Below are 26534 nucleotides of genomic sequence, written 5' to 3'. Positions count from 1 at the left end.
CGCGCGACTTTCAGACTTTCGTCATCCCGGACTTGATCCGGGATCCATTCTCTCAGCGCCGGATGAATGGATCCCGGATCAAGTCCGGGATGACGATACAAGTTAGGTCCGCTTCCGGCCGCAAGCCGCCATTCCGCCTCCTCGCACACGAAAAAGGGCGCCGCGTTGCCACGGCGCCCTTTTCTCGAAGCAGGATCCCGAACGGGAGACGGTCTTACTTGATACCGTCGCGCTCCATCCGCTTGCGTTCCATCTTGCGGGCGCGGCGGACAGCGGCCGCACGCTCACGGGCGCGCTTTTCGCTGGGCTTTTCGTAGTGACGGCGCAGCTTCATTTCGCGATACACGCCCTCACGCTGCAGCTTCTTCTTGAGCGCGCGAAGGGCCTGGTCGACATTATTGTCGCGAACGATGATCTGCATACGCCGTGTCGTCTCCTGTTCGTCAAAACGATCCGGGCCACCGGATGCTCCGGTTTGCCGTAAATCGCCGATATTCGGGCAATAAAAAGAGCGCCGCGAAAGCGCGACGTTCCGATGCAGCGCCAACTAAAGGGATTCGCGCCGAAATGCAAGCCCCCGCGCGGCGAGATGCGGCAAGGAGGTCGCAGAAGGCCATCGGGCGGGATTGTGCCCTACCCCAAGCCTGTGGCATAGGTAGCAGGAAGAAACTGACATCGAAGGGACAGGCCATGGCGACCCAGCTCAAGCGCAACAGCAAATATAGCGAGGCCGAATGGACGGCGCGACAGGAGCTCGCCGCCTGCTACCGCATCTTCGCGATGATGGGCTGGGACGAGATGATCTTCAACCATATCACGGTGAAGGTGCCCGACGAGGAAGGCAGCTACCTCATCAACCCCTATGGTATGCATTTCAGCGAAGTCACCGCGTCGAGCCTGATCAAGATCGACATCGACGGCAACAAGGTCGACGCGGACAATCCCTGGCACGTCAACAAGGCCGGCTTCGTCCAGCACAGCCTGTTTCACCGCGTCCTGCCCGACGCCCATGCGATCATCCACACCCACACCACCGCGACGGTCGCGGTCTGCGCGCTGGAGGGTGGGCTCCAGCCGGTCAATTTCTATGCCTGCAATTTTGCCGGCCAACTCGCCTATCATGATTTCGAGGGCGTGACGGTGCGCGAGGAAGAGGGCGAGCGGCTGGTCGAGAATCTCGGCAATAAGCGCATCCTGATGCTGAAGAATCACGGCCCCGTCGTCATGGGCAAGTCGCTGCCCGAAGCCTTCATCAAATATTGGGCGCTGCAGCGCGCCTGCGAAATCCAGCTTGCGACGATGAGCATGGGCAAGCCGATCACCGTCCCCGACGAAGTGATCGCGGTCCACCAGCGCGACCTCTACATGGCCGCGATCCCCGGTCAGGCGGGCAAGCCGGAGTTCGATGCGATGGTGCGCAAGGTCGACAAGATCGACACGAGCTGGCGTGACTAATCCAGCCGTTCGGCTAAGACCGGCGGCATGACGAAATTCTCGGTCAACGACCGCCCGGTCGAATATCGCATGGAGCCCGAAACGCCTCTGCTCTGGGCCCTGCGCGACGCGTCGAACCTGACCGGAACCAAATATGGCTGCGGCACCGGCGAATGCGGCGCCTGCACCGTCGACATCGACGGTGAGGCGATTCGCAGCTGCATGGTCACCATCGCCGAATGCGAAGGCCGCTTTGTCACGACGATCGAGGGCTTGACCCGCGACCGCAGCCATCCGGTGCAGCAGGCCTGGGTCGCCGAGCAGGTGCCGCAATGCGGTTTCTGCCAGTCAGGCATGATCATGGCCGCCGCCGCGCTGCTCCGGAAGAACAGCAATCCCAGCGACGCAGAGATCGACGCAGCGATGACCAACATCTGCCGCTGCGGCACCTATCCCCGCATCCGTGGCGCGATCCGCCGCGCCGGCCGCGTGCTGCGCGGCGAGGAACGCATCGCCGCCGCGCCGCCGCCGGGCATCCGGCCCGAGGACGCGGCGCGCGCCGTGCCGGCACTCAGGGCTCCGCACGAGCGGTAATCGTTCATCTAGCTGAACCGCAGGCAACAACCGGGTTCAGCGACGATGCATCTTGTCTCCGGTAACTTTCGATTCATCTTCCCGATCGGCCGGGTGCCGGATGGGACATTGGAGTATCGTCAAGATGAAGAAGATGTTCGGAGGGTTGCTGATCGCCGCGACGATCCTGACTCCCATTGCGCCCGCCGCCGCCCAGGCGAACGGTGAGCGCATCCAGATCGCCCAGCGCGAACGCGGAAATCATAGCTCGCGCGGGTCCGAAGGCCGGCGCGGCGGCAATTGGAACGGCGGCCAGCGGGCCGAACGGCCACAGCGCCAATCGCAACCGCAGGTGCGTCAGCAGGTCCAGCAGCCGCAGGTTCAGCGCGCCCCGCGCGGCGACCGCAACGGCTGGAATGGCCAGCGCAGCGACAACCGGCGCCAGTGGCAGGGTCAGCGCGGCACGGCCCAGCGCCCCGCCCATCAGCAGCGACAGGGCCAACGCCCGCCGCAGCAATGGCAGGGCCAGCGTGGCGGTGCCTATGATCGCAACCGCGACGGCCGCGTCGATCGACAATGGGACCGGAACCGCAATGGTCAGGTCGACCGTCGCTACGACCGCAATCGCAACGGGCAGGTCGACCGCCGTTATGACCGGAACCGCAACGGCCAGCTCGACCGCCGTTGGGACCGCAATAACAACAACCGGATCGATCGCCGCTATCGCGACGGGCGCGGGGACAACCGGAACTGGAACCGTCAATGGCGGAGCGACCGCCGCTACGACTGGCGCAGCTACCGCGACCACAACCGCGGCTATTATCGGATGCCGCGCTATTACAACCCGTATCGCGGGCGCAGCTATACAAGGTTCAGCATCGGCTTTTCACTCGGGTCGCTCTTTTACGGCCAGCGTTACTGGATCAACGACCCCTGGTATTATCGTCTGCCCCCGGCTTACGGCGACTATCGCTGGATCCGCTACTATGACGATGCCCTGCTCGTCGATGTCTATACGGGCCGCGTGGTCGACGTGATCTACGACTTCTTCTGGTAATATCCTTTCGGTTGTCAGAAGAGAAACTGAGGGGGTCGGGTTTCCGGCTCCCTCTTTTTATGCGCTTGCCCTCTTCCGTTCCACGCGCCACGATACCGGCAGAACAGGGGAGATATCATGCGCAAACTTGGGTTCGTCGCCGCGGCGACACTCGCGTTGATGAGCAGCAGCGCCATCGCGAAAACCACGATCGTCTATGCCGGCCACCTCATCACCGACGCGAGCAAGCCCGCCGAGGGGCCGTCGACGGTCACCGTGACCGACGGCCGCATCGTCTCGATCGCGCCCGGCCGCACCGCGGTGCCCGAGGGCGCGGAGGTAGTCGATCTGGGCGACAAGACGCTGCTTCCCGGCCTGATCGACCTTCACGTCCATCTGACCGGCGATCCCGGCGGCGACTATCGCAGCGAAGCGGTCGATCCCGACGAATGGGGCGTCGTCGTCGGCGCCAAGAATGCGCGCGTCACGCTGCGCGCCGGCTTCACCACAGTGCGCGAGGCGGGGTCGGCGCAATATACCGCCTTCTCGCTGCGCCGCGGCACCGCCGAGGGTTATATTGAGGGACCGCGTATCATCGCCGCCGGGCCGCCGCTGGCGATCATCGGTGGGCACGGCGACACGACGGGCTTTCGCGAGGATATCCACGCCGTGCTCGATCAGGGCTATACCTGCACCGGCGCGGTCGAATGCGCCGAAAAGGTCCGCAAGGCCTCGCGCGCGGGCGCCGACGTCATCAAGATCACCGCAACCGGCGGCGTGCTGTCGCAGCAGGGCCGCGGGCTCGGCGCGCACTTCTCGAACGCCGAGATGGAGAGCATCGCCACCACCGCCCATTCGCTGGGCCTGAAGGTCATGGCCCACGCCCACGGCGCGCGCGGCATCGAATCGGCCGCCGCCGCTGGCATCGACAGCATCGAACATGGCACCTTCGCCGACGAAGCCGCGCTCAAGGTGATGAAGGCGAAGGGAACCTATATGGTCCCGACGCTGATGGCGTTCGAGGGCATAAGAGAGCGGCTGGGCAAGGGCATCTACACGCCGACGGTCGAGGAAAAGGTCCGCATGACGCTGAACGACGTCGGCAAGGCGATGGCGCGCGCGAAGGAGATGGGCGTGCCGATCGCCTTCGGCACCGACGCCGGGGTGTTCGAGCATGGCCGCAACGCGGGCGAGTTTGCGCTGCTGGTAAAATATGGGCTGACTCCGCGCGAAGCCTTGGCGAGCGCGACGACGGTCGCGGCGCGGCTCCTGTCGATGGAGGACGAGATCGGCCGCATCGCGCCGGGACTATCGGCCGACATGATCGCGGTCGACGGCGACCCGCTGACCGACGTGCGCACGCTCGAATCGGTCGATTGGGTGATGGCGCGCGGCCGGGTCGCGGAGTAGCTCGCGCGGTCAGGCCGCGCGATAGGCGCGCTGCTTGAAGGCTCGGGGCTGCGCCGGGGGGCCGGCGAAGACCGTCATGTCGATCGCTTCGACAAAGCGCACCCCGACGCGATTGCCCGCCGACCAGCGCGCCTCGGCATCGAGCCGGACGTCGGGGGTCAGCTCCAGCGTCAGCGTCGTGCCTTCGGGCACGTTCCACAGCCCCTCGATCAGCGCGCCGCGCGACGACAGGTTGCGGACAATGGCTTCGTAGTGATAGCCGCCGCTTTCCACTTGAATTCTGCGGAAGGTCCGCATCCGGGGCTCGCGCGCGCTTTTGAAGCCGCGCGCGACCACCGCTCCGCCGCCCTCGCGCAGCAGCGCCAGCACCTCGCCCAATTCCATCGGACGCCCATAGATATAGCCCTGGACGTGGCTACAGCCGAGCGCGCGGACGAGCGCGAGGTCGTCGTGCGTCTCCACCCCCTCGGCGGTCGTCTCCATGTCGAGCGCGGTCGCGAGGCCGACGATCGACGAGATGATCGCGGCGTTCATGCTGCTCCTGTCGACGGCGCCGAGCACGAAGCTCTGGTCGATCTTGATCTTGTCGAACGGCGCCTTCTTCAGATAGCCAAGCGCCGAATAGCCGGTGCCGAAATCGTCGAGCGCAAGCCGCACGCCGGTGCGCTTCAATTTCTGGAACATCTCCAGATTTTCCGGGCTTTCGTCGAGGAAGACGCCTTCGGTGATCTCGAGCTCGAGCTGCCCGGGTTCGATCCCTGCCGCCGCGACCGCGTTCAGGATCGTCGCGGGCAGCTTTTCATTGGCGAACTGGCGCGGCGAGACATTGACCGCGACGCGGTAGCCGGGGCCGAGCCGCGCGATCGTCGCGCAGGCGGTGCGGATGATCCATTCGCCGATCGGCACGATCAGGTTCGATTCCTCGGCGATGGGAATGAATTTCGACGGACTGACGACCTCGCCGCCCTCGCGCCGCCAGCGGATCAGCGCCTCGAAGCCAGTGACATACTCGCGCTTCACATCGACGATCGGCTGATAGAGCAAAGCCAACTCGTCCCGGGCTAGCGCGTCGCGCAGCGCATCCTCGATCGCCTTTCGCTCGCTCGCCTGATTGTGCATCGCGTCGGCGTAGAAACGATAGACGCCGCGCCCCGCATCCTTGGCCGCGTAGAGCGCGAGGTCGGCGTTACGGACGAGCGCCGACGAGGACACCCCCTGCCCTTCGGACACCGCGATGCCGATCGACGAACCGATCCGCACCTGCTCGCCCTCGATCGCGAAGGGCTTGGCGAGGCTGAGGATGATCGCATTGGCGATCCCGGCCAGTTTCTCGGGCTGGACGATCTGCGGCAGCACGATCTGGAACTCGTCGCCGCCGAGCCGCCCCACCTGCCCCTTGTCGCCGACGATCTGGGTCAGGCGCCCCGCGACCTGTTGCAGCAACTGGTCGCCGACCGGATGGCCGAGCGTGTCGTTGACCGCCTTGAAGCGGTCGAGGTCCATCAGCAGCAGCGCGCACGGCTGCGCCTGCCCCATATGATTGCGCAGCGCGCGTTCGAGCAGGTCGGTGATGTGGAGCCGGTTGGCGAGGCCGGTGAGCGTGTCATAGCGCGCGAGCTGGTTGATCTCGCGCTCCGACCGTTTCTTGTCGGTAAGGTCGGTGCCGCTGCCGCGAAAACCCTGGAAATTGCCGAGCTCGTTGCTGATCGGATGGCCCGATATCGACCACCAGCGTTCCTCGCCCGACACCGCCGCCTGGACGGTCAGTTCGTTGAAGGGCGTCCGCGATGACAGGCTGAATCCCAGCGTCCGCTCCTCGCTCTCGTCATTGCCGACGCGCTTGCGGATCAGGTCGGTGAACGGCCGGCCGAAAAGGTCCGATTGCGGGATGCCCAGCTTGGCCGCGACCGGGGGCGAGATATAGACGAGATGGCCATAACGGTCGGTTTCCCAGAACCAGCCACGCCCCGCCCGCTCGAAATCGCGCATCAGCCCAAGCGCGCGCTGCTGCTCGCTGATCGTCCGCCGGCTGACGTGCGTGGCGCGGCGCTGGTGCCGGACATCCTCGCGCAACATGACGATGAGGAGCCCGAGGAAGACGAGCCCCGCCACCCCGAACGGCCACGAGGCGATACCGATCGCGCCGCCGAGCGCCATCGCCCCGGCAAAGGCGAAAAAGGCCGGGCGGACGATCGCCGCGGCGGCGGCGGCGACGAGGATCGAGCCGAGCTTGATGGCCGAAAAGGCATCGAAATAGAGGCGGCCGTCGTGCGCCGCGGTCGCGGCGAACATCGCCGCCGAATGCAGCATCGTTCCGGCAATGAGAAACGCGAAGCAGGCCCCGACCCCGCGCCGCAGCCAGCGGCCCGAAGGCGGCGGCCGGACTCGCGAAAGCTGGCCGAGGATCGTCAGCACAAGGTCGCAACCAAGGCCGGCGGCCATGACCAGCCACAGCGACGGACGCGCGAGAAAACCCGCAACGCCGGGAAAGAAGGCAAAGGCGAAAAAGGCCAGCACGCGGGCGATAAGGACATAGTGCCAGAGCTGCGCGACACGCATCAGGCGCGCCACGAACTCCGGTGTCGCGAGCAACGATTCCCCTTCGGGCAAATCGCTGGCCGCCGGCCGTACGATGTTGAATCGAACCCCCAAATTCCGCCCATCCCGCTCGTCTGGTCCAACCATCCCTCTGTCCGCAGGCGGGTTACCAAATCCTTACCGCCGACCGCCGATTGCCCCCATTGCTGTGCCAGAATGGAAGGGGTTGGGTTTCGCTTCGCAACTTGTTAGGGTGAACCATGTCCGCTGTCCGCCTTCTGCCGCCCAACCGCTTCTTCGATCGCACCGAATGGGCCGCGATCACTGCCCCCTCGCGCTGGCGCGGTGTCTGGCTGGTCGCCCATGCCTGGATCGTCAGCATCGCGGCGGTGGGCCTCGCGGCGTGGAGCGGTCATCCGCTCGCCTGGCTGCTCGCGATTATCATCGTCGGCGGGCGTCAGCTCGGCCTGGCGATCCTGATGCACGAGGCTGCGCACGGCCTGCTGCACCCCAACAGAAAAGTGAATAATTTCCTCGGCCAATGGCTGACCGGATCGGCCGCCGGATCGGACCTGATCGCCTATCGCACCTATCATCTGCAGCATCATAAATATACGCAGCAGCCCGAAGACCCCGACCTGTCGCTGTCGAAACCCTTCCCGACCACGCGCGCCAGCCTGGGGCGCAAGATATTGCGCGACCTGACCGGACAGACCTTCTTCAAGCAGCGCATGGCGCAGTTCGGCTATGCCTTCAAAGGTCTGCAGGCGATGCTGCGCGGCGAGCGGGGCGACAAGAGGGGGGCGAGCACCAAGGCGGGCACGCCCTTCAACAAGCAGTCGGATGACGGCGTGACGTCACCGACGGTCGACGTCGCGGGCGCGATGGCGGTGACCCGCGCGGTCGGGCGCTTTCTGCTGGTGCAGGCGGTGCTGCTCGCGGCGTCGCTGCTGCTCTATGGCTGGACGCCCTGGCTGCTGTGGATCGCCGCGCTCGCGACCACCTTTCAGCTATACCTCCGCATCCGCAACATCGCCGAACATGCGTGCACCACGACCGGAAGCGAGGATCCCTTCACCCATGCGCGCACGACGCACGCGGGCTGGATCGCGCGGGCGACGGTCGCGCCCTATTGGGTGAATTATCACGCCGAGCATCATCTGTTCATGGGCGTCCCCTGCTATCGCCTGCCCGCGGTCCACGCGATGCTCGGCCGGCAGGGTCAGCATGAGGCGATGACGATCGCGCCGCATTACCGCGCGGTGTTGCGGCAGGTGACGGCGAAGGGTTAGAGTGCGATCCTTCCTGATCGATCGTCATCCCGGCGAAGGCCGGGATCCCGCCGGTGCGCCAGGTCGAGACGGTGAGATCCCGGCCTTCGCCGGGATGACGAGATAAGGCAGGGTTTCAGTCTAACCCAAGCACCAGCACCCCATCAGCGAGCCATTGGCCGAGCCAGCCGGCGAGTTCCTCCATCGCGACGGCTTCCCCCACCGCTTCGATGACATGGGCGCTGAGCCCGGTGAAGGTCGCGCCCGCTTCGAGGCGCGCCAGCGCCGCGGCTTCGGCTGCGGACAGGCTGCGGAATTGCGGTTGCAGGCCGTTCCGCCAGACGAGCAGCACGACCGGCGCCGTGAGCTCGACCGGTTCGGGCGGCTCTTCCCCGGCGTCGAGCGCGCGCCATAGCGCCGCGACGTTGAAGCGCGCCGAGAGCAGACTCGCGGACGGATGGAGCCTCAGCGGCTGCTCGAGCCACGTCTCGCCCAGCGCGGTCACGCGCACGGCATCGAGCGCCGGACCATCGGGCGCGTCGAACGCCGCGCGCAGCGCCCAGTCGAGCCGCGCCAGCTCGGCGAGTTCGCCGTCGTCCGGGAAATGCTCGGCCAGGAAGGCCGCGAAACCGCCGCCATAATGGCGGAGGTTGCGCGTCGTCGAGGGGTGCGCGGCGACATAGGCGCCCGCGACCGTGTCGAACTGCTCGTCGCCGAGCCAGGCGTGCAGCCGCTCGTGATGGTCGGCGAGCACGCCGGTCAGGCTGGCGCGGTAATTGTTGCGATAGATGGCAAGCCGCTTCGCCGCGCCAACGCGCGCGTCGTTGACGATCAGCGCCCCGGCGCCCGCATCGTCCTCGATGATCGCCGCGAGAAAGCGCCGCTGAACCTCGCGCAGCGGCTCAGGCATCGGCGCCCTCCAGCACCCGCGCGGCGACCGTCCGCGCGCGGTCGAGTTCGGCGATCACGTCGGCGAGCGGTGGAATGGCGTCGTCGCGCTCGATCATCGTCGCCACGGGGCCGAACATATTGATCGCCCGCGCATAAAGGTCCCACACCGCATCGCAGACGTCGGCGTCGTGGGTGTCGATGACATAGTCGCCCATGTCGCTGTGGCCGGCGAGGTGGATCTGCTGGATGCGGTGCGCGGGCAGGCCGGCGAGATAATCGAGCGGGTCGAAGCCGTGATTGCGCGCGCTGACGTAAATATTGTTGACGTCGAGCAGCAGCAGGCAGTCGGCGCGTTCGGCCATGTCGGCGAGAAAATCCCACTCGCTGCGATCCGACGAGCGAAAGGTGACATAGCTCGACGGATTCTCGATCAGGATGCGGCGGCCGAGAATATCCTGCACGCGGCCGATATTGTCGACGACGCATCGCAGCGCCGGCGCGTCATAGGGGAGCGGCAGCAGGTCGTGGCTGTTGTGCGCGTCGATCCCGGTCCAGCAGAGATGGTCCGAAATCCACAGCGGCTCGACCCGCTCGGCCAGCGCCTTGAGGTCGGCCAGATAATCCCGGTCGAACGGCTCGTCGGAACCGATCGACAGCGACACGCCGTGCATCACCATCGGATAATCGGCGCGGATGCGGTCGAGCATGGCGAGCGGGCGTCCGCCCGGCACCATGTAATTTTCGGAGATGATCTCCAGCCATTCGACCGGCTGCGGTCGCTCAAGAAAATCGGGATAATGATCGGGGCGCAGGCCAAGGCCGAAGCCCGGCGACGGCACTGTCCGGCAATCCTCTGCGCGCACGCTCGCTCTCCGTCGGCGGTTCGGGTCCGGCGCCGGCCGGACCCGTCCGTTGTCGTCAGACCGCGATCTTGCCGCCGTCGGTCAGGCATTTACCCGCGGCGAGCTTCTTGAAGCCCTTGCCCTTGCAGCTGTTCGCGCCCGCGCAGCTATTGCCTGCGGTGCTGCATCCGGCGTCGCCGCTGCACGAGCTCGCCTCGGTCTTGCAGTCCGAGGTGCCCTTGCAACTGTTGACGCCATAGCATTTGACCGTGTCGCTCGCGCCGACGCGCTTGGCGTGCGGCGCCGGATCGGCGGCGAGCGCGGCGCCCGAAAGCGCGACCGCGGTCGCCGACGCGGCGATGAGACTGGCGAGTTTGTGGCTGTTCATGTGATCGTCCCTTCCCTTGGTTGTCCCGATAGAAGTGGGGCGACTCGTCGCCCGCTGTTCTTGTCACACGACCCGGCGGCCTTGTCGCATGATCTCGATCACAGGCGAAAGCAATTTAACTCGCCCTTCTCCGGTTCCCCGAGCGAAGCCGAGGGGCCCGTTCGAGCGGAGCGAGAACCCGCATCGCCGCCGCCTCGACTGCGCTCGGCATGGCCCCTCGGCTTCGCTCGGGGAATCGGCGTGTCAGGTCCCGGCGCGGAAGCGCCCGGCGGCGCGGTCCTTCACCGTCGTTGCGGGGTCGAAGATCATCCCGTTCATCGCGACATAGACGCCGGGCGGCAGCGTCTGCACCGCGGCGAGCGCGAAGCCGACATTGAACTCGGCGTCGCTCGCGCGCACCGACGCCGGCTGCATCGCGCCGGTGAGCACGATCGTCTTGCCCGCGATCCCCGCGAGCACGCGCCCGGTGACGACCATCGTGTCGGTGCCGTGGGTGACGAGGATGCGGTCGGCATCGCTCGCGGCGACCGCGGCGCGGATCGCCTCGCGGTCGGCGTCGGTCAGTTCGAGGCTGTCCTTGCGCATGAGCTGCGTGACGCGGTGCGGGACGTGGACATTATTCTCGCGCAGCATGTCGGGGATCGCCGCGGGGCCGATCTGGAACTCGCTGAGCGCGTCGAAATAGACTTTGTCGATCGTGCCGCCGGTGGTGAAGATGTCGATCATAAGCCCTCTTTCGTCATTGCGAGGAGCGTAGCGACGACGCAATCTCCAGCCATCAGCCTTGCGCGAAACCGATAGCTGGAGATTGCTTCACTTCGCTCGCAATGACGTTCCATTTTACGCTAAAGCCTCGGCAATCAGCCGCCGCGTGTTGGCGATCCCGAACAGCGCGATGAAGCTGCCCATGCGCGGCCCCGCGCTCGACCCGAGCAGGGTCTCGTAGAGCGCCTTGAACCAGTCGCGCAGATTCTCGAAGCCATAGGCTTCGTCCTTGCCGATCTCGTAGACGATGTTCTGGATATCATCGGCCGAGGCGTCGGCGGACAACGCCGCGAGCTTGTCGTCGAGCGCCTTCAGGGCCGCCCCCTCACCGCCCTGCGGCTTGCGGCGCTGCAAGGTCGGCGCGACGAAATCGCGGTTATACGCCATCGCATTGTCGATCAGCCGGTCGAGTTCGGGATAGGCGTCCGCATTCGCGCCCTCGACATATTGGCCGAGGTAGCGCCAGATCTGATCCTTCGAGGCATCGGCGCCCATCACCCCGACAAGGTTGAGCAGCAGGCCGAAAGTCACCGGCAATTCGGCCGCGGGCACATCCTCGCCGCGCGCGACATGGACGTGGTGCACCGGGTTGCCGAGCTTCTTGTCGCCGTCCTGCGCCGGATAGTTGCCGCGCATCTGGAGATATTCGTCGACCGCCTTGGGAATCACGCCAATGTGAAGCTGCTTCGCCGCCTTGGGCTCGCGATAGGCGAAGAAGGCGAGGCTTTCCTCGCTGCCATAGTCGAGCCATTGTTCGAGGCTGAGGCCGTTGCCCTTCGATTTCGAGATCTTCTCGCCCTTTTCGTCGAGGAACATCTCGTAGATCAGCCCCTCGGGCTTGCGGCCGCCGAGCGCCTTGGCGATCTTGCCCGACTGGATACCGCTGTCGGTCAGGTCCTTGCCGTACATCTCGTAATCGACGCCCAGCGCGACCCAGCGCATCGCCCAGTCGACCTTCCATTGCAGCTTGGCGCCGCCCGACAGGATGCTGTGCGTGATCGTCTCGCCCTCGTCCTCGAACGAAACGAGTCCGGCGTCGGCATCGACCACGGTCACCGGCACCTGGAGCACGATGCCCGAATTCGGGCTGACCGGCAGGATCGGCGAATAGGTCGCGGCGCGCTCGGCGCGGAGCGTCGGCAGCATGATGTCGAGAATGTCCTGATTGTGGCGCAGGACATTCCTGAGCGCATTGTCGAACGCGCCCGACCTGTAGCGCTCGGTCGAACTCACAAACTCATATTCGAAGCCGAAACGGTCGAGAAATTCGCGGAGCATCGCATTGTTGTGATGCGCGAAACTCTCATACTTGCCGAACGGATCGGGGATGGCGGTGAGCGACTTGCCGAGATGTTCGCGCAGCATCGCCTGGTTGGGGACATTGTCGGGAACCTTGCGCAGCCCGTCCATGTCGTCGCTGAACGCAACGAGGCGCGTCGCGGCGCCGCCGGTCAGCGCCTCATAGGCGCGGCGGACCATCGTCGTGCGCAGCACTTCGTTGAACGTGCCGATGTGCGGCAGGCCCGAGGGGCCATAGCCGGTCTCGAACAGCACCGGCTCGCCGCCGGGCTTGCCGTCGGGATAGCGTTTGACCAGCTTGCGCGCTTCCTCGAACGGCCAGGCCTTGGACGTTTGCGCATGCGCGCGCAGCGAAGGATGAAGGTGCAGGTCAGTCATGGCTGCGCCCATAGCGGCAAGATCGGCCAATTCGAAGGCAAAAGTGCCTTAAGGGGCACGTCCCGGTTGCGAGATCGTCATTACCGAAAAATTTACCATGTCGGGCTTAGCTTCGCGGCATGACGAATTTTCGCGCCCCCACGGCACGCAGCCACAAGCGGACTCCGGTCTCGATCGAGGTCATGGTCAACGGCGTTCTCAACTTCGTCGGCGGCCGCATCGCCGACCTGTCCGAAGGCGGGGCGCGGATCGACGGGGCGAGTATGCCGGCGCGCTCGCGCTGCGAAATCCATTATGCGGGCGAGGTCACTTATGCCGTCGTCATGTGGTCCGAGTTCGACCGCATGGGGGTGCGCTTTCCTTATGAGCTGTTGCACGGCGCGCTTTACAAGGCGCTGGAGGCTGCGCAGCGAAGTGCCGCGACGGAGACGCCGCCGGTTTTTCTGAACCAGCGCGCGCCGGTGTTCGGACGGCGGGGGCTCAATTAACCCAATCATCTATACCCAACCATCGTCATTCCCGCGAAAGCGGGAACCCGGAGCGTGCGTCGGCCTACCCCACCCTGGGTCCCCGCTTTCGCGGGGATGACGAAAATGGGGTGGTCCGCACGCTTGCCGCGTTCCTCTTTTGTCCCTAGCGTGGGGCCATGCTCCCCCGCGTCGATCCCCTGGCCCTGCCCGCGCTCCATGCGAGCCATGTCGGCATCTGGATCGCCGATGCGGGCGGGCGCGTGCAAAGGGTCGGGCGCGGCGAGGCGATCGCCGCTGTTGCCGCGACACCGCACCTGCTGCTCGGCGCCACGCTGACCGGCGACCGGCTCGGCTATCCCGAATTGTCGGGGCTCGACCTGCTCGAGCTGTTCGCCTTCCTCTATCCCGCGCGCTTCGCGGTGCCGACCCCTGCGGGAATCGCCGCGGCGCTCGGCCTGACGCCGCCCGCGCGCGAGGATGATATCGCGGCCTTCCTGCCGCACGCCGCCGCCGCGATGCTCGCCAGCCTCGACGACCCGGACTGGCCCGAGCGCGAGGGGGCGTGGCACGCGCTGCAGGCGCTCGGCCGCCAGCGCTGGCCGTGGGCCTCGCTGCTGCAGTCGCGGCTCGATCCGCCGGGCAAGGCCGACCGCTGGCTGTTCGCACGCCTGCCCGAATGGGAGGAGGCGCCGCCGCGCCCCCAGCCGCGGCAGGTGACGGTGAATCCCGACGACGTGACCGCGCGGCTCGACCGGCTGACCGGCGACGGGGCCGAGCGGCGCGCGGGGCAGCAGGATTATGCCCGCGCCGCCGCCGCCATCTTCGGTCCGCGCGCGCGCAAGGATGCGCCCGAAATGCTGGTCGCCGAGGCGGGCACCGGGATCGGCAAGACGCTCGGCTATCTCGCTCCCGCGAAACAATGGATCGACCAGTCGGCGGGCGCAGTCTGCATCTCGACCTTCACCAAGGCGCTGCAACGCCAGCTTTCGCGCGAGACCGAGAAACTCTACCCCGACGCCGCGACGCATCGCGAGAAGGTCGTCGTGCGCAAGGGGCGCGAGAATTATCTCTGCCTGCTCAATCTGGAGGATGCGCTGCAGGGCGGCTTTTCGGGGCGCGCGGCGATCCTCGCGCAGCTCGTCGCGCGCTGGACGGCCTATACGCGCGACGGCGACATGGTCGGCGGCGACCTGCCCGGCTGGCTCCCCGCCCTCTTCCGCCGCAACGGCACGACAGCGCTGACCGACCGGCGCGGCGAGTGCATTTACGCGGGCTGCCCGCATTTCCGCAAATGCTTCATCGAACGCTCGGCGCGCGCGGCGACGCAGGCCGACATCGTCATCGCCAACCATGCGCTGACGATGGTGCAGGCCGCCCGCCCGCGCCCGAGTTCGCAGGAGGGGGGCGGGGCGCCCGCGACGCGGCTGATCTTCGACGAGGGACATCATCTGTGGGATGCCGCCGATTCGATGTTCGCGGCGGCGCTGACCGGACAGGAAGCGGTCGAGATCCGCCGCTGGGTGCTCGGCCCCGAAGGCAAGTCGCGCGGGCGGCGGCGCGGGCTCGCGGCGCGGCTCGCCGACGTCGCAAGCTATGACGAGGCGGGCGAGCGCGCGATTCAGGCGGCGATCTCGGCGTCGGGCGAGCTTCCCGGCGAGGGCTGGCTCGCCCGGATCGCCGAGACGGCGCCGTGGGGCGCGATCGAGCGGCTGCTCGTCGCGGTGCGCGGCCAGGTCTATGCGCGCAGCGTCGACACGCGTACCGCCGACGCGGGCTATGGCCTCGAAACCGAGCTTGCCGACCCCGATCCCGAACTGGTCGCGGCGGCGGCGGGGGCGAGCGACGCAGTCGAGGCGCTGCTGCGGCCGCTGCTGGCGCTCGGCAAAAGGCTCGACGCGCTGGTCGAGGACCCGCCCGACTGGCTCGACGGCCAGGCGCGCGCGCGGGTCGACGGCGCGCGGGCGAGCCTCGGCACGCGGATCGACACATTGGGCGGCTGGCTGTCGCTGCTCGGGCGCGTCGGCGGCCCCGCCGATCCCGATTTCGTCGATTGGCTCGCGGTCGATCGCTACGACGGGCGCGAATTCGATCTGGGGCTTCACCGCCACTGGCTCGACCCCGCGCGGCCGGTCGCCGAGGTGGTGTATCGCCCCGCGCAGGGCGTGCTCGTGACCTCCGCCACCCTGCGGGGCGGAAGCAGCGGATCGGGCTGGGCCGACGCCGACATCCGCACCGGCGCGCGGCATATGGGCGGCGGGGTTCAGCATTTCGCGGTGCCGAGCCCGTTCGACTATGCGCGCCAGTCCGAAGTGCTGATCGTCACCGACATCGCGCGCGGCGACCTGTCCGCGCTCGCGGGCGCTTACAGCCGGCTGATCGAGGCGTCGGGCGGCGGCGCGCTGGGTCTGTTCAGTGCGATCCGCCGGCTACGCATCGTCCATGCGCGCATCGCCGACCGGCTCGCGCGCGCCGGGCTGCCGCTCTATGCCCAGCATGTCGATCCGCTCGACACCGGTACGCTCGTCGACATCTTCCGCGCCGACCCGCACGCCTCGCTGCTCGGCACCGATGCCTTGCGCGACGGCGTCGACGTGCCGGGCGATTCGCTGCGGCTCGTGATCATGGAGGGGGTGCCGTGGCCGCGCCCGACGATCCTGCACGCGGCGCGGCGCGTGGCGCAGGGCGGCAGCGCCTATGACGACAGCGTCATCCGCGCCCGCATCGGACAGGCCTTCGGCCGCCTGATCCGCCGCGCCGACGATTTCGGCCAGTTCGTGATGCTCTCGCCGAGCTTTCCGTCGCGGCTGCTGAGCGCCTTTCCCGAAGGCACACCGATCCGCCGCCTGCCGCTCGACGAGGCGGTGAACCATGTCGCGGCCGCGAACATGCGGCAGCGAAAAAGCGCATATCCTGCCTTTTCACCGTCATGAGTTTGCGGCAGAAGGCCGGGAACGAGGGGACAGGCGGGGAGCGATCTTGAAGAGTTTGACCATCCTGCGGCACGCGAAATCGGGCTGGGACGTGGCTGTAGAGCGCGATTTCGACCGGCCGATCAACGCCCGCGGACGCCGTGGCGCCGAACTGATCGGCCAATATGTGAAGCGGCACGCGATGCCGGTCGACCGCATCGTCGCCTCGCCCGCCGTGCGCGTCACCGAAACGCTCGACATCTTCCAGCCCGCTGCGGGCCTCGACGCCATCGAACCGGTCTGGGACCGGCGCATCTATCTCGCCTCGGCGGCGACGCTGATCGACGTGCTGCGCGATACCGGAAGGGATGCCGCGCATCTGCTGATTTCGGGGCATAATCCGGGGCTCGAGGATCTCGCGCTGATGCTCGCGCCCGAAGAGGGCGGCGGGAACTTGCGCGCCGCGGTCGAGGAAAAGCTGCCGACCTCGGCGCTCGTCCGGCTCGAGCTCGACATCGCCGACTGGCAGGACCTCGACGTCAATCAGGCGCGGATCACCGCCTTCGTTCGCCCGCGCGACCTCGACCCGGCGCTCGCGCCGGCGATGGATGATGATTGAGCCGCCGCCATTTCCTCCTTCGTCATTCCGGACTTGATCCGGAATCCACTCTCCCAGCGGTGCGTGAATGGACCCCGGGCCAAGTCCGGGGTGACGATGAAAGATAGGTTGCGTGATCGATAGCCGTCGCCCCCGCCTTCGCGGGGACACGGGCGCTTTTAACGCAATGCCGCCGCGAGCCGCTGGCGCAGCGCGACCAGCGCCTCCACCGAAACCCCATGCGATGCGGCGACCGGCGTTGCAGCCGGAGGCGCCACCGGCTCAGCCGAGGCCGCGCCATTGGGCTGCGACAAGGCCTTGCGTGCGCCTTCGACCGTGAAGCCCTTCACATGCAGCAGATGGTGGATGCGCTCGGCGAGCGCGACATCCTCGGCGCGGTAATAGCGCCGCCGCCCCGACCGCTGGAGCGGACGGAGCTGCGGAAAGCGCGTTTCCCAATAGCGCAGGACATGCGTCGGCACGCCGATGCGATCGGCGAGTTCGCCGATCGCGAGCATCGCGCTCGCCGCCTTGCCCCTGTCCGCGCTCCCGCCCGCGCCATGGTCGGAATCAGCCATGCGCCATACCCAGGCTATTTGCCGGCGACGCGGGCACGCATCGACTGGCTGGCGCGAAAGGTCATCACCCGGCGCGGCAGGATCGGCACTTCGATCCCCGTCTTGGGATTGCGGCCGATCCGCTGCGCCTTGTCGCGCAGCACGAAGGTGCCGAAGCCCGAAATCTTCACATTCTGCCCATTGGCGAGCGCGTCCGACATATGGTCCAATATCGATTCGACGATCGTCGCCGATTCATTGCGCGACAGGCCGATCTGCTGGTTGATCTTCGCCGCGATATCGGCGCGCGTAAGCGTCCCTGACGTCATCTTCTTCCCTTCCCCTCCTGAAGCGGATGCAACCCAAAGGTTCCCGGAAGGCCCCCACCGACACGAGTCCCGCCTCCTATGTAACAAAAGCGAATAAATCCTCCAAACTGAATTGGATGGAGCGAGGAGTTGATGCGGTGAACATATTCCCTCCCACAAGCGGGAGGAGAATCGCTGGAATCAGACGCGCAGGACCGCCGCGCCCCAGGTGAAGCCGCCGCCCATCGCCTCGAGCACGACGAGGTCGCCGCGCTGGATGCGGCCGTCGCGAACCGCGAGGTCGAGCGCGAGCGGCACCGATGCCGCCGACGTGTTCGCGTGCTGGTCGACGGTCAGCACGACGCGGTCGGCGGACAGGCCCAGCTTCTTCGCGGTCGCATCGATAATCCGCTTGTTCGCCTGATGCGGCACGACCCAGTCGATGTCGCTGGCGGCAAGGCCCACCTCTTCCATCACCTCACCCAGCACCGACGCCAGATTGGTAACGGCATGGCGGAACACTTCGCGGCCTTGCATGCGGACGTGGCCGACGGTGCCGGTCGTCGACGGACCGCCGTCGACATAGAGCATGTCGCAATATTTGCCCTCGGCGTGGAGCCGGGTCGCGAGGATGCCGCGATCGTCGCTGACTTCCTCGGCCGACAGGACGACCGCGCCCGCACCGTCGCCGAACAGAACGCAGGTCGCACGATCCTCCCAGTCGAGGATGCGGCTGAACGTCTCGCTGCCGATCACCAGCGCGTGCCGCGCGGCGCCGGTGCGGAGCATCGAATCGGCGACCGAAAGGGCATAGAGGAAGCCCGAGCAGACAGCTGCGACGTCGAAGGCGATGCAATCGGGCGCGCCGAGCAGCGCCTGCACCTTGGTCGCGCTGGCGGGGAAGGTATTGTCGGGGGTCGCGGTGGCGACGATGATCAGGCCGATGTCCGAGGCATCGAGTCCGGCCGCCGCCAGCGCTTCCTTCGCCGCCGCGGCGCCGAGCGTCGCGGTCGTCTCGTCGGGTTCGGCGATATGGCGAAAGCGGATTCCGGTGCGCTCGACGATCCACTCGTCGCTGGTGTCAACGCGCGTCGCGAGTTCGGCGTTGGAAACGCGCGTGCGCGGCAGCGCCGAGCCGGTGCCGGACAAGATCGCGCGCAGGGTCATGCCGCCGCGCTCCCACGGAAATTGGCGAGATCCTCGGTCACCTGACGCGTGATATCCTTTTCGATGAGTTCGGCGCAGAGGTGGACGCAATTCGCGACCCCCTTCGCATCGGCGCTGCCGTGGCTTTTCAGCACGACGCCGTTAAGCCCCAGGAACACCGCGCCATTATGGTTGTTGGGATCGAGATGGTGGCGCAGCAATTCGGTCGCGGGGCGCGAGATCAGGAAGCCGATCTTCGAACGCACCGACGAGGTGAAGGCGCGGCGCAGCAGGTCGGTGACGAAGCGCGCCGTTCCCTCGATCGTCTTGAGCGCGATATTGCCCGAGAAACCGTCGTGAACGACGACGTCGACCTCGCCGCGCGACAATTTGTCGCCCTCGATGAAACCGGCGAACTGCATCGGCAGCCCCTCGGCCGCGCGCAGCAGCGCGGCGGCGTCGCGGATTTCGTCGGTGCCCTTGAGCTCTTCGGTGCCGATGTTGAGCAGCGCGACGCGCGGCTTTGCGAGGCCCATGGCGGTGCGGGCATAGGCGGCGCCCATGACCGCGAACTGGACGAGATTGTTCGCGTCGCAATCGGTGTTGGCGCCGAGGTCGAGCATGACGACATCGTTGTCGCCGAGTGAGGGTAGCAGCGCCGCGAGCGCCGGTCGGTCGATCCCCGGCATGGTGCGCAGCGCGACCTTCGCCATCGCCATCAGCGCGCCGGTGTTGCCCGCCGAGACGGCGCCGCCGGCGTCGCCGCGCTTCACCGCGTCGATCGCGAGCCCCATCGAGCTGCCGCGACCGCCACGCAGCGCCTGGCTGGGCTTGTCCTCGCCAGAGACGACCTTGTCGGTGTGGATGATCTCCGACGCCGCGCGCAGGTTCGGGTGGTTGTCGAGCGCGGCCTTGATCCGCGTCTCGTCTCCCACAAGCAGGAAGCGCAGACCGTCGTGCTGGTGACGCGCCATCGCCGCGCCCGCGCACATCACGCGAACGCCGACGTCACCGCCCATCGCATCGATCGCGATTCGCGGTGTAAGGCTCATTCTGACGCTCTCCGGCTTGACTTAGGCGCCAGCCACCACTTCGCGGCCGTTATAATGGCCGCAGGCGTTGCACAGATTGTGCGGGCGCTTCAGCTCACCGCAATTGGGGCATTCCTGAAAGGCTTCGACCTTCAGGCTGTCGTGGCTGCGACGCATTCCGCGCTTCGAGGGCGAGGTTTTTCGCTTGGGGACGGCCATGTTATTTCCTGCATTCCTATATGTTTAATCGAATCGGCGAACCCGAACTTGTCTTTCCCGTCGCCGGAAATGACTGGCCCGCCCACCACGATGAAAACCGTTACCGTTTGAAAAACGACCGGAAATCATCCGCCGGAGGGTGCCTCAACGCCTGTTGGTGTCGGGTGCCGGATCGGGCGCGGCTATAGCGTTTTTGCCCGCAAAGGCAACCCCCGAGGCAAAGGACGGATCGACGCTCCCTGTCCTGACGACGAACAGGAAGCGGCCTTGCCCTGCCCCTCCGTCAATGCCACATCTCCGTCCTTGCCGGAATCCCGGCCAACAGGGGGAACCATATGATCATCTTGCCGATCAGCCTGACCATTGCCGCGGCCGCAGCGCTGCTCAATCTCTGGCTCAGCGTGCGCGTCGGCCGGGTGCGGACGCGGGAGAAGGTCTTCGTCGGCGACGGCGGCAACGAAGCCGTCACGCGGCGGATGCGCGCGCACAGCAATTTCGTCGAGAATACCGCTTTCGTGCTGATCCTGCTCGCGCTCGTCGAGCTCGGCCTGGGACCGTCAATGGCGCTTTGGGCGGTCGGCGCGCTCTATCTGGTCGGCCGCATCCTCCACGCGCTCGGCATGGACGGGATGCGCTGGGGCCGCATGATCGGAACCATCATCACCATGCTGACCCAGCTCGGTCTCGCGATCACCGCGCTGACGGTCGTCTATACGACTCCAGTGAGCTTCGGCGCAGCGAAGGCTGTCCACACCGAGGTGGTCGCGCCGAGGTAGAGAACGCAGCCGCCCTAAATTCCCGTTCGTGTCGAGCGAAGTCGAGACACCCATCGCCCTTGCGCCATACTGATGGGTGTCTCGACTTCGCTCGACACAAACGGAATCTGCTTCAGATCCAATCGTGGGCATCTATCCAATCACCCCGTCGGCGACATAGGGGTTCGTCCTCCGCTCCTGCGCGAAGCTGCTGTGCGGACCGTGACCGGGCAGGAAGATGGTGTCGCCGCCGAGCGGCCAGAGCTTCTGCGTGATCGAATCGAGAAGCTGCTGATGATTGCCGCGCGGAAAGTCGGTGCGGCCGATCGAGCCCTGGAAAATCACGTCGCCGACGATCGCAAGTTTCGAGGGGCCGTGATAAAAGACGACATGGCCGGGCGTGTGGCCGGGGCAGTGAATGACGTCGATCTCCAGATTGCCGACCGCCACCTTGTCGCCGTCGACGAGCCAGCGGTCGGGCTCGAACGGCTCGCCCTCCATCCCGAAACGCGCACCGTCCTCGCTCAGCTTTTCGATCCAGAAGCGATCGTCCTCGTGCGGCCCCTCGATCGGCACGCCAAGTTCCTTCGCGAGCACCCCGGCCTGACCGCAGTGGTCCATATGGCCGTGGGTGACGAGGATCTTCTCGACCTCGACCCCGGTCTGCCGGACCGCTTCCCGGAGCTTGTCGAGGTCGCCGCCGGGATCGACGAAAGCCGCCTTGTTGGTTTCGGTGCACCACAGCAAAGTGCAATTCTGCTGGAAAGCGGTGACCGGCACGATCGCGGCCTTCAGCGGAGGATTGGGAGCGTTCATGGCCGCCGATGTGGGGAAATCGCGAGGGTTTGGCAAGAGTTGAGGACGAGCGGCAAGGCTCGCATTCTTCTCATGATCTCACGCAAAGGCGCAAAGGCGCGAAGAAGAAGTGGAGAAAAATCCTCACACAAAGACGCGAAGAGGGCGCGCGCCAACGCGACCATCCATCCATCACTCGCGCGAAGCGCCTTTCAAGGTCGCATACGGCGACGAACCGGACGCGCGATCACACCCGGCCTCTTCGTGTCTTTGTGTGAGACCCGGTTTCTTTGCGCCTTTGCGTGAAACAAATTCCCGCAACGGCCGCGCAAAAATCCAACAGCAGACCAAATCCGCTCGACGATCACCGCAGCGTCATCGTGTCGCCTTCGATATTCACCGTGTCGAGCTTGGCGAGGAAGCTTTGGCCGAGCAGCGAGACACCCATGTCGGCGTCGACCACCGCCGCCTCGACATTGCGCACCGTGATGCCGTCGACATCGACGCTGTCGAGCATCGTGACCCGCATCGGGATCGGCCCGCCCGCCGTCTGCGCCATGCCCGCGACCGGCAGGCGGTCGACGTCGATCCCGATCGCCTCCGCATCGCGGCGCGTCAGCGCGACGAGCGAGGCGCCGCTGTCGACGAGCATGTGGATCTGCGTGCCCTGCACATCGGTGTCGGCATAGAAATGCGAATCGGACGCGCGTCGGATTCGAACCTCGCTCGGCCGCGAGGCGGCAGCCTTGGCGGACGCCGCAGCGGCGTCCCGCCCGCGCATCGTCCAGTTGCTTTCGCCGGCATAGGGGTCCGGCGCGGGCGCCGCGGGCCCTTCGGCCCTTTGACGGCCCGCGATATTGGCTATGCCGATCGAGCCCACCGCAATGATCCCGGCCAAGGAGATGAAACGCCGCAACATGGCGCGCTTGTCGCAGATCATGATTGGGGAATGGTTAAATCAGCCCTCGACGAAGGCGCGCCAGCGCGGCGCGCCGTCCCGCACCGAATAGGCGATGCGCGCGCACGCATAGGGGCGCCCCGGCGCATTGTCCGCTTCGCGTGCGGTGCGCGGCCATCCGGTATCGGCGGCGCCCTGTGCGGCCCAGCAGACGATCGCCTCGGCCTCGGGTCGCGCGGCGATCGCGGCGCGATCCGCGGCGTTCAGTGTCGCGGGCGACTGCCACCCCAGGATGATGCGGCGAGTGCCCGCCTGCCCGGAAAGCGCATGACCGAACGGGCCGTCGCGGTCGCGCAGCAAGGCGGCAACGCGCGCGCGGTCGGGCGCGCCCAGCCACGGACCGCCCAGCAGCGGACCCCAGCGGCTTTCCTCGCCCGATCGCAGCGCGGGCAGCAATTCGTCGGCGGCCGCCGCGAACCGCGCGGTCCACGGCGAATCCGGGGCGAGCGGCACCAATAGCGCGGGAGCGGTCGCTTCCTCGGGCGCGATCGGCACGAGCGGTGGATCGGCGGCAACGGCAGGAGCGACCGGGAGAGCGGCGGCGAGCGCCGAAGCGATCAGAAGGGCGCGCATGGCGGGAAATCTACCATGCCCGCCTGCACCTGTCATGAACCGCGACTGGTGGACGGCGATGCCGCTCGAAGAAAGAGCCGCGCCACACTTTCGTCACCCCGGACTTGATCCGGGGTGACGAGGGAGGAGGTCGTCATGAACCGCGATCGGCGGTGAGCGCTTCGCGCATCCAGCCGGGCGCGGCGGCGGGGTCGATATTTTCGACCCGGCGATGCTCGACCGACCAGCCGAGTTCGGGCCAGGCGACGACCTGACGCTTGCCGTCGGCCTCAGCGATCGGCACGACCACCAGCCGCCGATTGACCTTCTGCCGCCAGTTCATCCGCGCCGTATTCTCCTGCCCGACATAGCAGCCCTTGGTGAAGCTGACGCCGTTCAGTTCGGCGGCGTTGCATTCGAGCCAGAGCGTCGTTCCGTCGCCGAGTTCGGCGCACCCCTCGGTAACGCCGAGCGACAGGCGATGCGCCTGCCATGCGGCGTCGACGCCCTCCCCTTCCCCGGCGGGCGCGAGCCAGCGCTGGCCGAGGTCGGACAGACGCGGATCGACGACGCCGAGGTCACCCTCCTTCGCCCAGTGGACGCCGAGTCCCTCCTCGCGCGCGATCGTGATCGCGCGGCGGAGGCGATAGAGTGTCAGGCGCTTCGCCAGATCGTCGGCGGCGGCGCGCTCGCAGTCGATCAATACATCATCCTCGTCGCCCCAGATCAGCAAATCGAACAGCACTTTGCCCTGCGGGGTCAGCAGCGCCGCCCACACCGGCAGATTGCCCGAAACATCGTTGGTGACGAGGCCTTGCAGGAAGCCGCGTACGTCCTCGCCCGAAAGTCGAAGGAGCGCGCGATCGTTGAGGGTGGTATTGGGCATGGCGATAATCTAGGGACGCCCCAGCCAAAACCAACCCACTTATCGACGAGCCGCCGATGACCGACCGCCTGACTATCCGACGCCCCGACGACTGGCACGTCCATCTGCGCGACGGCGCGATGCTGGAACAGGTCGCGCGCCACACCGCGCGCCAGTTCGCGCGTGCGATCATCATGCCGAACCTGTCGCCGCCGGTGACGAGCGCGACGGAAGGCGCGGCCTATCGCGACCGCATCCGCGCCGCGGTGCCGAAAGAGCTCGATTTCACGCCGCTGATCGTCGCCTATCTGACCGACCACAGCGACGCGGGCGAGCTGGCGCGCGGCCATGCCGAGGGCGTGTTCACCGCGGCAAAGCTCTATCCGGCGCACGCGACGACGGGCAGCGCGCACGGCGTCACCGACATCGCGAACATCATGGGCGTGCTCGAACGCATGGCCGAGATCGGGATGCCACTGCTGATCCACGGCGAGGTCACCGATCACGACGTCGACATCTTCGACCGCGAGGCGGTGTTCATCGAGCGCACGCTGGCGCCGCTGGTCCGGAAACTGCCGACCCTCAAGATCGTCTTCGAGCATATCACGACGGCCGAAGCGGTTGATTTCGTGCGGGACGCGCCCGCCAACGTCGGCGCGACGATCACCCCGCAGCATCTCCATATCAACCGCAACGCGATGCTCGTCGGCGGCATCCGCCCGCACGCTTATTGCCTGCCCGTCGCCAAGCGCGAGCAGCACCGGCTCGCGGTGCGCGCCGCGGCGGTGTCGGGATCGCCCAAATTCTTCCTGGGCACCGACAGCGCCCCGCACGCGGTGCATACGAAGGAGGCTGCCTGCGGCTGCGCGGGCATCTTCAATGCACCCTATGCGCTCGAATCCTATGTGACGGTGTTCGATGAGGAAGGCGCGCTCGACCGGTTCGAGGGGTTCGCCAGCGAGCATGGACCGAATTTCTATGGCCTGCCGCTCAATGGCGGCACGATCACGCTCGAGCGCGGGGAGACCGTGGTGCCGGAGCGGATCGGCGAGGTCGTGCCTTTTCATGCGGGCGAAACGCTGGGCTGGCGGCTTACTTAACTCTTCCGTCACCCCGGACTTGATCCGGGGTCCATTCAGAGCAGCGTTGGAAAGAATGGATGCCGGATCAAGTCCGGCATGACGAATTGAGATGACAGCGCCGGGTTCAGATCGATCCGCCCACCCGCTCGGCGCGCATCTTGCGCCACATATCGAAGCTGAACACCGCGATGCTGATCCAGATCAGCACGAAGCAAGCGAGTTGCACGGGTTTCAGCGGTTCGTGGAACGCGAACAGGCCGAGCAGGAATTGTAGCGTCGGCGCCAGATATTGCGCGAAGCCGAGCGCGGCATAGCTCATCCGCCGCGCCGCGGTCGCGAACAGCAGCAGCGGCACCGCGGTCACGATGCCCCCCGCCATGAGCAGCAGGCTGATCGCACCGTCCGATCCGAAACCGCGCCCGTCGCCGATCCACAGATACCAACCCGAAACCGCAAGCGCCAAAGGCATCAGCAGCGTCGTCTCGATCGCAAGCCCGGGGAGCGAGCCCACCGGCACGATCTTGCGGATCAGGCCATAGAAACCGAAGCTGAGCGCCAGCGTCAGACTGATCCACAGCGTGTCGAGCGCGCCCGCGAGCAGAATCGCGACCCCTATCCCTGCGATGACGACCGCGACGAGTTGCAGCCGGCCAAGCCGCTCGCCCAGAAAGAGCATCCCCAGCATCACATTGACCAGCGGGTTGAGATAATAGCCGAGGCTCGCCGCGAGGACATGGTCGGTGAAGATCGCGAAGATATAGACCAGCCAGTTGACCGCGATCAGCAGCGCGCTGGCAAGCAGCATCCGCAGCACGCGCGGGTCGCGGAGCGCCGCGAGATAGTCGCCGATCTGGCGGCGAAAGACCATGATGAGGAAGCAGAGCGGCAGCGACCAGATGATCCGCTGCGCCAGCACCTCGACCGGCGGAACGCTTTCGAGCAGCTTGAAGAAGAGCGGGACGAAGCCCCAGATGCCATAGGCGGCAAGCGCATAGGGCAAGCCGCCCTGATGGCTCCCCGCGGGGGCCGATGCCTGTGTCATGACGGTTCGCCGTGCCGGATCAGATGATGCCGCCGCCGAGCATCAGGCGCACGACGCCGATGACGATGACGACGATGTTGAGATTGCGCCCGCTGGTCCGGTTCGACATCGCGCCGAGCGCCAGCCCGACGACCGCGATCGGCACCACCACCCAGTTCGCCCAGCCGAGCAGCGGGATGAAGGCGGGAATGGCGAGAATCAGCGCGATGACGCCGATGACGATCGAGGCGATGTTCAGCATGTTTCCACATGTCGCATGGCCGCGCCGCACCTTCAAGACCCTTTCGGTTCGTCGATGGATTCTCTCGTTTCGTCCCGTTGCCTGACGTTCATGCAACGGCTTTCGGACCCGGCTCGTTCTCTCCTCGAAGCGCCCGGTTCCGTTCGGAACGGAGGCGCCGAGACCAGGAAAGGATTTGAAT

The 26534-nt window shown here is 66.6% G+C and carries 28 protein-coding genes; 10 read left to right on the top strand and 18 right to left on the bottom strand.

Annotated elements, in window-relative coordinates; genetic code table 11:
- Positions 1-214: 214 nt before the first annotated feature.
- Positions 215-421, bottom strand: a complete 207-nt coding sequence (rpsU, locus tag VHO04_RS09265) for a 30S ribosomal protein S21 (protein WP_003047635.1) — start codon at positions 419-421, stop codon at positions 215-217.
- Between the two features lie 269 nt (positions 422-690).
- On the opposite strand from rpsU, the gene VHO04_RS09260 reads away from it, so the two are divergent.
- From VHO04_RS09260 to VHO04_RS09245, 4 genes are all read left to right on the top strand, one after another.
- Positions 691-1455 carry a class II aldolase/adducin family protein gene (locus VHO04_RS09260; protein WP_329628058.1) on the top strand — a complete coding sequence of 255 codons (765 nt, stop codon included), beginning with the start codon at positions 691-693 and terminating at the stop codon, positions 1453-1455.
- 27 nt (positions 1456-1482) lie between these two features.
- Positions 1483-2028, top strand: coding sequence for a (2Fe-2S)-binding protein (locus tag VHO04_RS09255; protein ID WP_329628057.1), 546 nt, complete (start codon positions 1483-1485; stop codon positions 2026-2028).
- A 124-nt stretch (positions 2029-2152) separates the two neighbouring features.
- Complete coding sequence (locus VHO04_RS09250) at positions 2153-3064, top strand: RcnB family protein (protein ID WP_329628056.1); 912 nt, start codon at positions 2153-2155, stop codon at positions 3062-3064.
- A 117-nt stretch (positions 3065-3181) separates the two neighbouring features.
- Positions 3182-4453 (top strand): amidohydrolase family protein, encoded by a 1272-nt coding sequence (locus tag VHO04_RS09245; RefSeq protein ID WP_329628055.1) that lies wholly within the window; start codon positions 3182-3184, stop codon positions 4451-4453.
- A 9-nt stretch (positions 4454-4462) separates the two neighbouring features.
- Here VHO04_RS09245 and VHO04_RS09240 read toward each other — a convergent pair whose 3' ends face one another.
- A complete protein-coding gene (locus VHO04_RS09240; RefSeq protein WP_329628054.1) occupies positions 4463-7045 on the bottom strand; it encodes an EAL domain-containing protein in 2583 nt (860 codons plus the stop codon).
- Positions 7046-7251: 206 nt separating this feature from the next.
- Between VHO04_RS09240 and VHO04_RS09235 the strand changes: the two genes are divergently transcribed.
- Positions 7252-8283: a fatty acid desaturase family protein gene (locus VHO04_RS09235; protein WP_329628053.1), complete on the top strand. Its 1032-nt coding sequence runs from the start codon at positions 7252-7254 to the stop codon at positions 8281-8283.
- A gap of 115 nt (positions 8284-8398) precedes the next feature.
- Here VHO04_RS09235 and VHO04_RS09230 read toward each other — a convergent pair whose 3' ends face one another.
- From VHO04_RS09230 to VHO04_RS09210, 5 genes are all read right to left on the bottom strand, one after another.
- Positions 8399-9172: a DNA-binding domain-containing protein gene (locus VHO04_RS09230; RefSeq protein ID WP_329628052.1), complete on the bottom strand. Its 774-nt coding sequence runs from the start codon at positions 9170-9172 to the stop codon at positions 8399-8401.
- Complete coding sequence (locus tag VHO04_RS09225; protein ID WP_329628051.1) at positions 9165-10016, bottom strand: DUF692 domain-containing protein; 852 nt, start codon at positions 10014-10016, stop codon at positions 9165-9167. Before VHO04_RS09225 ends, VHO04_RS09230 begins: the two co-directional genes overlap by 8 nt.
- A 55-nt stretch (positions 10017-10071) precedes the next feature.
- On the bottom strand, positions 10072-10383 hold the full coding sequence (locus VHO04_RS09220) for a hypothetical protein (RefSeq protein WP_257543793.1): 312 nt from the start codon (positions 10381-10383) through the stop codon (positions 10072-10074).
- A gap of 243 nt (positions 10384-10626) precedes the next feature.
- Complete coding sequence (locus VHO04_RS09215) at positions 10627-11109, bottom strand: asparaginase domain-containing protein (RefSeq protein ID WP_329628050.1); 483 nt, start codon at positions 11107-11109, stop codon at positions 10627-10629.
- A 114-nt stretch (positions 11110-11223) separates the two neighbouring features.
- Positions 11224-12825, bottom strand: a complete 1602-nt coding sequence (locus VHO04_RS09210; RefSeq protein WP_329628049.1) for a lysine--tRNA ligase — start codon at positions 12823-12825, stop codon at positions 11224-11226.
- 119 nt (positions 12826-12944) lie between these two features.
- Here VHO04_RS09210 and VHO04_RS09205 point away from each other — a divergent pair, with 119 nt between their 5' ends.
- The 3 genes from VHO04_RS09205 (at position 12945) to VHO04_RS09195 (ending at position 16823) form a co-directional block, all read left to right on the top strand.
- A complete protein-coding gene (locus tag VHO04_RS09205) occupies positions 12945-13313 on the top strand; it encodes a PilZ domain-containing protein (RefSeq protein ID WP_329628048.1) in 369 nt (122 codons plus the stop codon).
- 158 nt (positions 13314-13471) lie between these two features.
- Complete coding sequence (locus VHO04_RS09200; protein ID WP_329628047.1) at positions 13472-16225, top strand: ATP-dependent DNA helicase; 2754 nt, start codon at positions 13472-13474, stop codon at positions 16223-16225.
- A 46-nt stretch (positions 16226-16271) separates the two neighbouring features.
- Positions 16272-16823 (top strand): SixA phosphatase family protein, encoded by a 552-nt coding sequence (locus VHO04_RS09195; protein ID WP_329628046.1) that lies wholly within the window; start codon positions 16272-16274, stop codon positions 16821-16823.
- Between the two features lie 158 nt (positions 16824-16981).
- Here the strand turns inward: VHO04_RS09195 and VHO04_RS09190 are convergent, their stop codons facing one another.
- The 5 genes from VHO04_RS09190 to rpmF form a co-directional block, all read right to left on the bottom strand.
- A complete protein-coding gene (locus VHO04_RS09190) occupies positions 16982-17380 on the bottom strand; it encodes a MerR family transcriptional regulator (RefSeq protein ID WP_329628045.1) in 399 nt (132 codons plus the stop codon).
- A gap of 14 nt (positions 17381-17394) precedes the next feature.
- Positions 17395-17688, bottom strand: a complete 294-nt coding sequence (locus VHO04_RS09185) for an integration host factor subunit alpha (protein WP_257543808.1) — start codon at positions 17686-17688, stop codon at positions 17395-17397.
- A 180-nt stretch (positions 17689-17868) separates the two neighbouring features.
- Entirely contained in the window at positions 17869-18834 is a 966-nt protein-coding gene (locus VHO04_RS09180) for a beta-ketoacyl-ACP synthase III (RefSeq protein WP_329628044.1), read from the bottom strand.
- Positions 18831-19865, bottom strand: coding sequence for a phosphate acyltransferase PlsX (plsX, locus tag VHO04_RS09175; protein ID WP_329628043.1), 1035 nt, complete (start codon positions 19863-19865; stop codon positions 18831-18833). The genes VHO04_RS09180 and plsX overlap by 4 nt, the downstream gene beginning before the upstream one ends.
- 21 nt (positions 19866-19886) lie before the next feature.
- Positions 19887-20063, bottom strand: a complete 177-nt coding sequence (gene rpmF / locus VHO04_RS09170) for a 50S ribosomal protein L32 (protein ID WP_053553947.1) — start codon at positions 20061-20063, stop codon at positions 19887-19889.
- A gap of 335 nt (positions 20064-20398) precedes the next feature.
- On the opposite strand from rpmF, the gene VHO04_RS09165 reads away from it, so the two are divergent.
- Positions 20399-20839 (top strand): MAPEG family protein, encoded by a 441-nt coding sequence (locus VHO04_RS09165; protein WP_329628042.1) that lies wholly within the window; start codon positions 20399-20401, stop codon positions 20837-20839.
- A 132-nt stretch (positions 20840-20971) separates the two neighbouring features.
- Here the strand turns inward: VHO04_RS09165 and VHO04_RS09160 are convergent, their stop codons facing one another.
- The 4 genes from VHO04_RS09160 to VHO04_RS09145 form a co-directional block, all read right to left on the bottom strand.
- Positions 20972-21634 (bottom strand): MBL fold metallo-hydrolase, encoded by a 663-nt coding sequence (locus VHO04_RS09160; protein ID WP_329628041.1) that lies wholly within the window; start codon positions 21632-21634, stop codon positions 20972-20974.
- A 343-nt stretch (positions 21635-21977) separates the two neighbouring features.
- On the bottom strand, positions 21978-22553 hold the full coding sequence (locus VHO04_RS09155; protein WP_329628040.1) for a retropepsin-like aspartic protease family protein: 576 nt from the start codon (positions 22551-22553) through the stop codon (positions 21978-21980).
- An 18-nt stretch (positions 22554-22571) separates the two neighbouring features.
- On the bottom strand, positions 22572-23144 hold the full coding sequence (locus VHO04_RS09150) for a hypothetical protein (RefSeq protein WP_329628039.1): 573 nt from the start codon (positions 23142-23144) through the stop codon (positions 22572-22574).
- A gap of 133 nt (positions 23145-23277) precedes the next feature.
- The gene (locus VHO04_RS09145) at positions 23278-24009 is read right to left on the bottom strand and encodes a folate-binding protein (RefSeq protein ID WP_329628038.1); all 732 of its coding nucleotides are present in this window, start codon (positions 24007-24009) and stop codon (positions 23278-23280) included.
- Positions 24010-24065: 56 nt separating this feature from the next.
- On the opposite strand from VHO04_RS09145, the gene pyrC reads away from it, so the two are divergent.
- A complete protein-coding gene (pyrC, locus tag VHO04_RS09140) occupies positions 24066-25088 on the top strand; it encodes a dihydroorotase (RefSeq protein ID WP_329628037.1) in 1023 nt (340 codons plus the stop codon).
- A gap of 106 nt (positions 25089-25194) precedes the next feature.
- Here pyrC and rarD read toward each other — a convergent pair whose 3' ends face one another.
- Both rarD and VHO04_RS09130 read right to left on the bottom strand, forming a co-directional pair.
- Complete coding sequence (gene rarD / locus VHO04_RS09135; RefSeq protein WP_329628036.1) at positions 25195-26112, bottom strand: EamA family transporter RarD; 918 nt, start codon at positions 26110-26112, stop codon at positions 25195-25197.
- 19 nt (positions 26113-26131) lie between these two features.
- Positions 26132-26353, bottom strand: coding sequence for a hypothetical protein (locus VHO04_RS09130; RefSeq protein ID WP_257543835.1), 222 nt, complete (start codon positions 26351-26353; stop codon positions 26132-26134).
- Positions 26354-26534 lie beyond the last annotated feature (181 nt).

It is taken from the genome of Sphingopyxis sp. (genome assembly GCF_036261875.1).
Lineage (GTDB): Bacteria > Pseudomonadota > Alphaproteobacteria > Sphingomonadales > Sphingomonadaceae > Sphingopyxis.
Note: the sequence above shows the minus strand (reverse complement) of the source record. Positions and strands in the feature narration are given on the sequence as shown.

Coding starts and splice junctions, on each gene's coding strand:
- rarD (WP_329628036.1), bottom strand. CDS start 26,112: ATGACACAGGCATCGGCCCCCGCGGGGAGCCATCAGGGCGGCTTGCCC.
- VHO04_RS09165 (WP_329628042.1), top strand. CDS start 20,399: ATGATCATCTTGCCGATCAGCCTGACCATTGCCGCGGCCGCAGCGCTG.
- VHO04_RS09245 (WP_329628055.1), top strand. CDS start 3,182: ATGCGCAAACTTGGGTTCGTCGCCGCGGCGACACTCGCGTTGATGAGC.
- VHO04_RS09260 (WP_329628058.1), top strand. CDS start 691: ATGGCGACCCAGCTCAAGCGCAACAGCAAATATAGCGAGGCCGAATGG.
- VHO04_RS09205 (WP_329628048.1), top strand. CDS start 12,945: ATGACGAATTTTCGCGCCCCCACGGCACGCAGCCACAAGCGGACTCCG.
- VHO04_RS09145 (WP_329628038.1), bottom strand. CDS start 24,009: ATGCCCAATACCACCCTCAACGATCGCGCGCTCCTTCGACTTTCGGGC.
- VHO04_RS09130 (WP_257543835.1), bottom strand. CDS start 26,353: ATGCTGAACATCGCCTCGATCGTCATCGGCGTCATCGCGCTGATTCTC.
- VHO04_RS09255 (WP_329628057.1), top strand. CDS start 1,483: ATGACGAAATTCTCGGTCAACGACCGCCCGGTCGAATATCGCATGGAG.
- VHO04_RS09190 (WP_329628045.1), bottom strand. CDS start 17,380: ATGGCTGATTCCGACCATGGCGCGGGCGGGAGCGCGGACAGGGGCAAG.
- rpmF (WP_053553947.1), bottom strand. CDS start 20,063: ATGGCCGTCCCCAAGCGAAAAACCTCGCCCTCGAAGCGCGGAATGCGT.
- VHO04_RS09200 (WP_329628047.1), top strand. CDS start 13,472: ATGCTCCCCCGCGTCGATCCCCTGGCCCTGCCCGCGCTCCATGCGAGC.
- VHO04_RS09185 (WP_257543808.1), bottom strand. CDS start 17,688: ATGACGTCAGGGACGCTTACGCGCGCCGATATCGCGGCGAAGATCAAC.
- rpsU (WP_003047635.1), bottom strand. CDS start 421: ATGCAGATCATCGTTCGCGACAATAATGTCGACCAGGCCCTTCGCGCG.
- VHO04_RS09210 (WP_329628049.1), bottom strand. CDS start 12,825: ATGACTGACCTGCACCTTCATCCTTCGCTGCGCGCGCATGCGCAAACG.
- VHO04_RS09150 (WP_329628039.1), bottom strand. CDS start 23,144: ATGCGCGCCCTTCTGATCGCTTCGGCGCTCGCCGCCGCTCTCCCGGTC.
- VHO04_RS09160 (WP_329628041.1), bottom strand. CDS start 21,634: ATGAACGCTCCCAATCCTCCGCTGAAGGCCGCGATCGTGCCGGTCACC.
- VHO04_RS09155 (WP_329628040.1), bottom strand. CDS start 22,553: ATGATCTGCGACAAGCGCGCCATGTTGCGGCGTTTCATCTCCTTGGCC.
- VHO04_RS09230 (WP_329628052.1), bottom strand. CDS start 9,172: ATGCCTGAGCCGCTGCGCGAGGTTCAGCGGCGCTTTCTCGCGGCGATC.
- plsX (WP_329628043.1), bottom strand. CDS start 19,865: ATGAGCCTTACACCGCGAATCGCGATCGATGCGATGGGCGGTGACGTC.
- VHO04_RS09250 (WP_329628056.1), top strand. CDS start 2,153: ATGAAGAAGATGTTCGGAGGGTTGCTGATCGCCGCGACGATCCTGACT.
- VHO04_RS09180 (WP_329628044.1), bottom strand. CDS start 18,834: ATGACCCTGCGCGCGATCTTGTCCGGCACCGGCTCGGCGCTGCCGCGC.
- VHO04_RS09215 (WP_329628050.1), bottom strand. CDS start 11,109: ATGATCGACATCTTCACCACCGGCGGCACGATCGACAAAGTCTATTTC.
- VHO04_RS09235 (WP_329628053.1), top strand. CDS start 7,252: ATGTCCGCTGTCCGCCTTCTGCCGCCCAACCGCTTCTTCGATCGCACC.
- pyrC (WP_329628037.1), top strand. CDS start 24,066: ATGACCGACCGCCTGACTATCCGACGCCCCGACGACTGGCACGTCCAT.
- VHO04_RS09220 (WP_257543793.1), bottom strand. CDS start 10,383: ATGAACAGCCACAAACTCGCCAGTCTCATCGCCGCGTCGGCGACCGCG.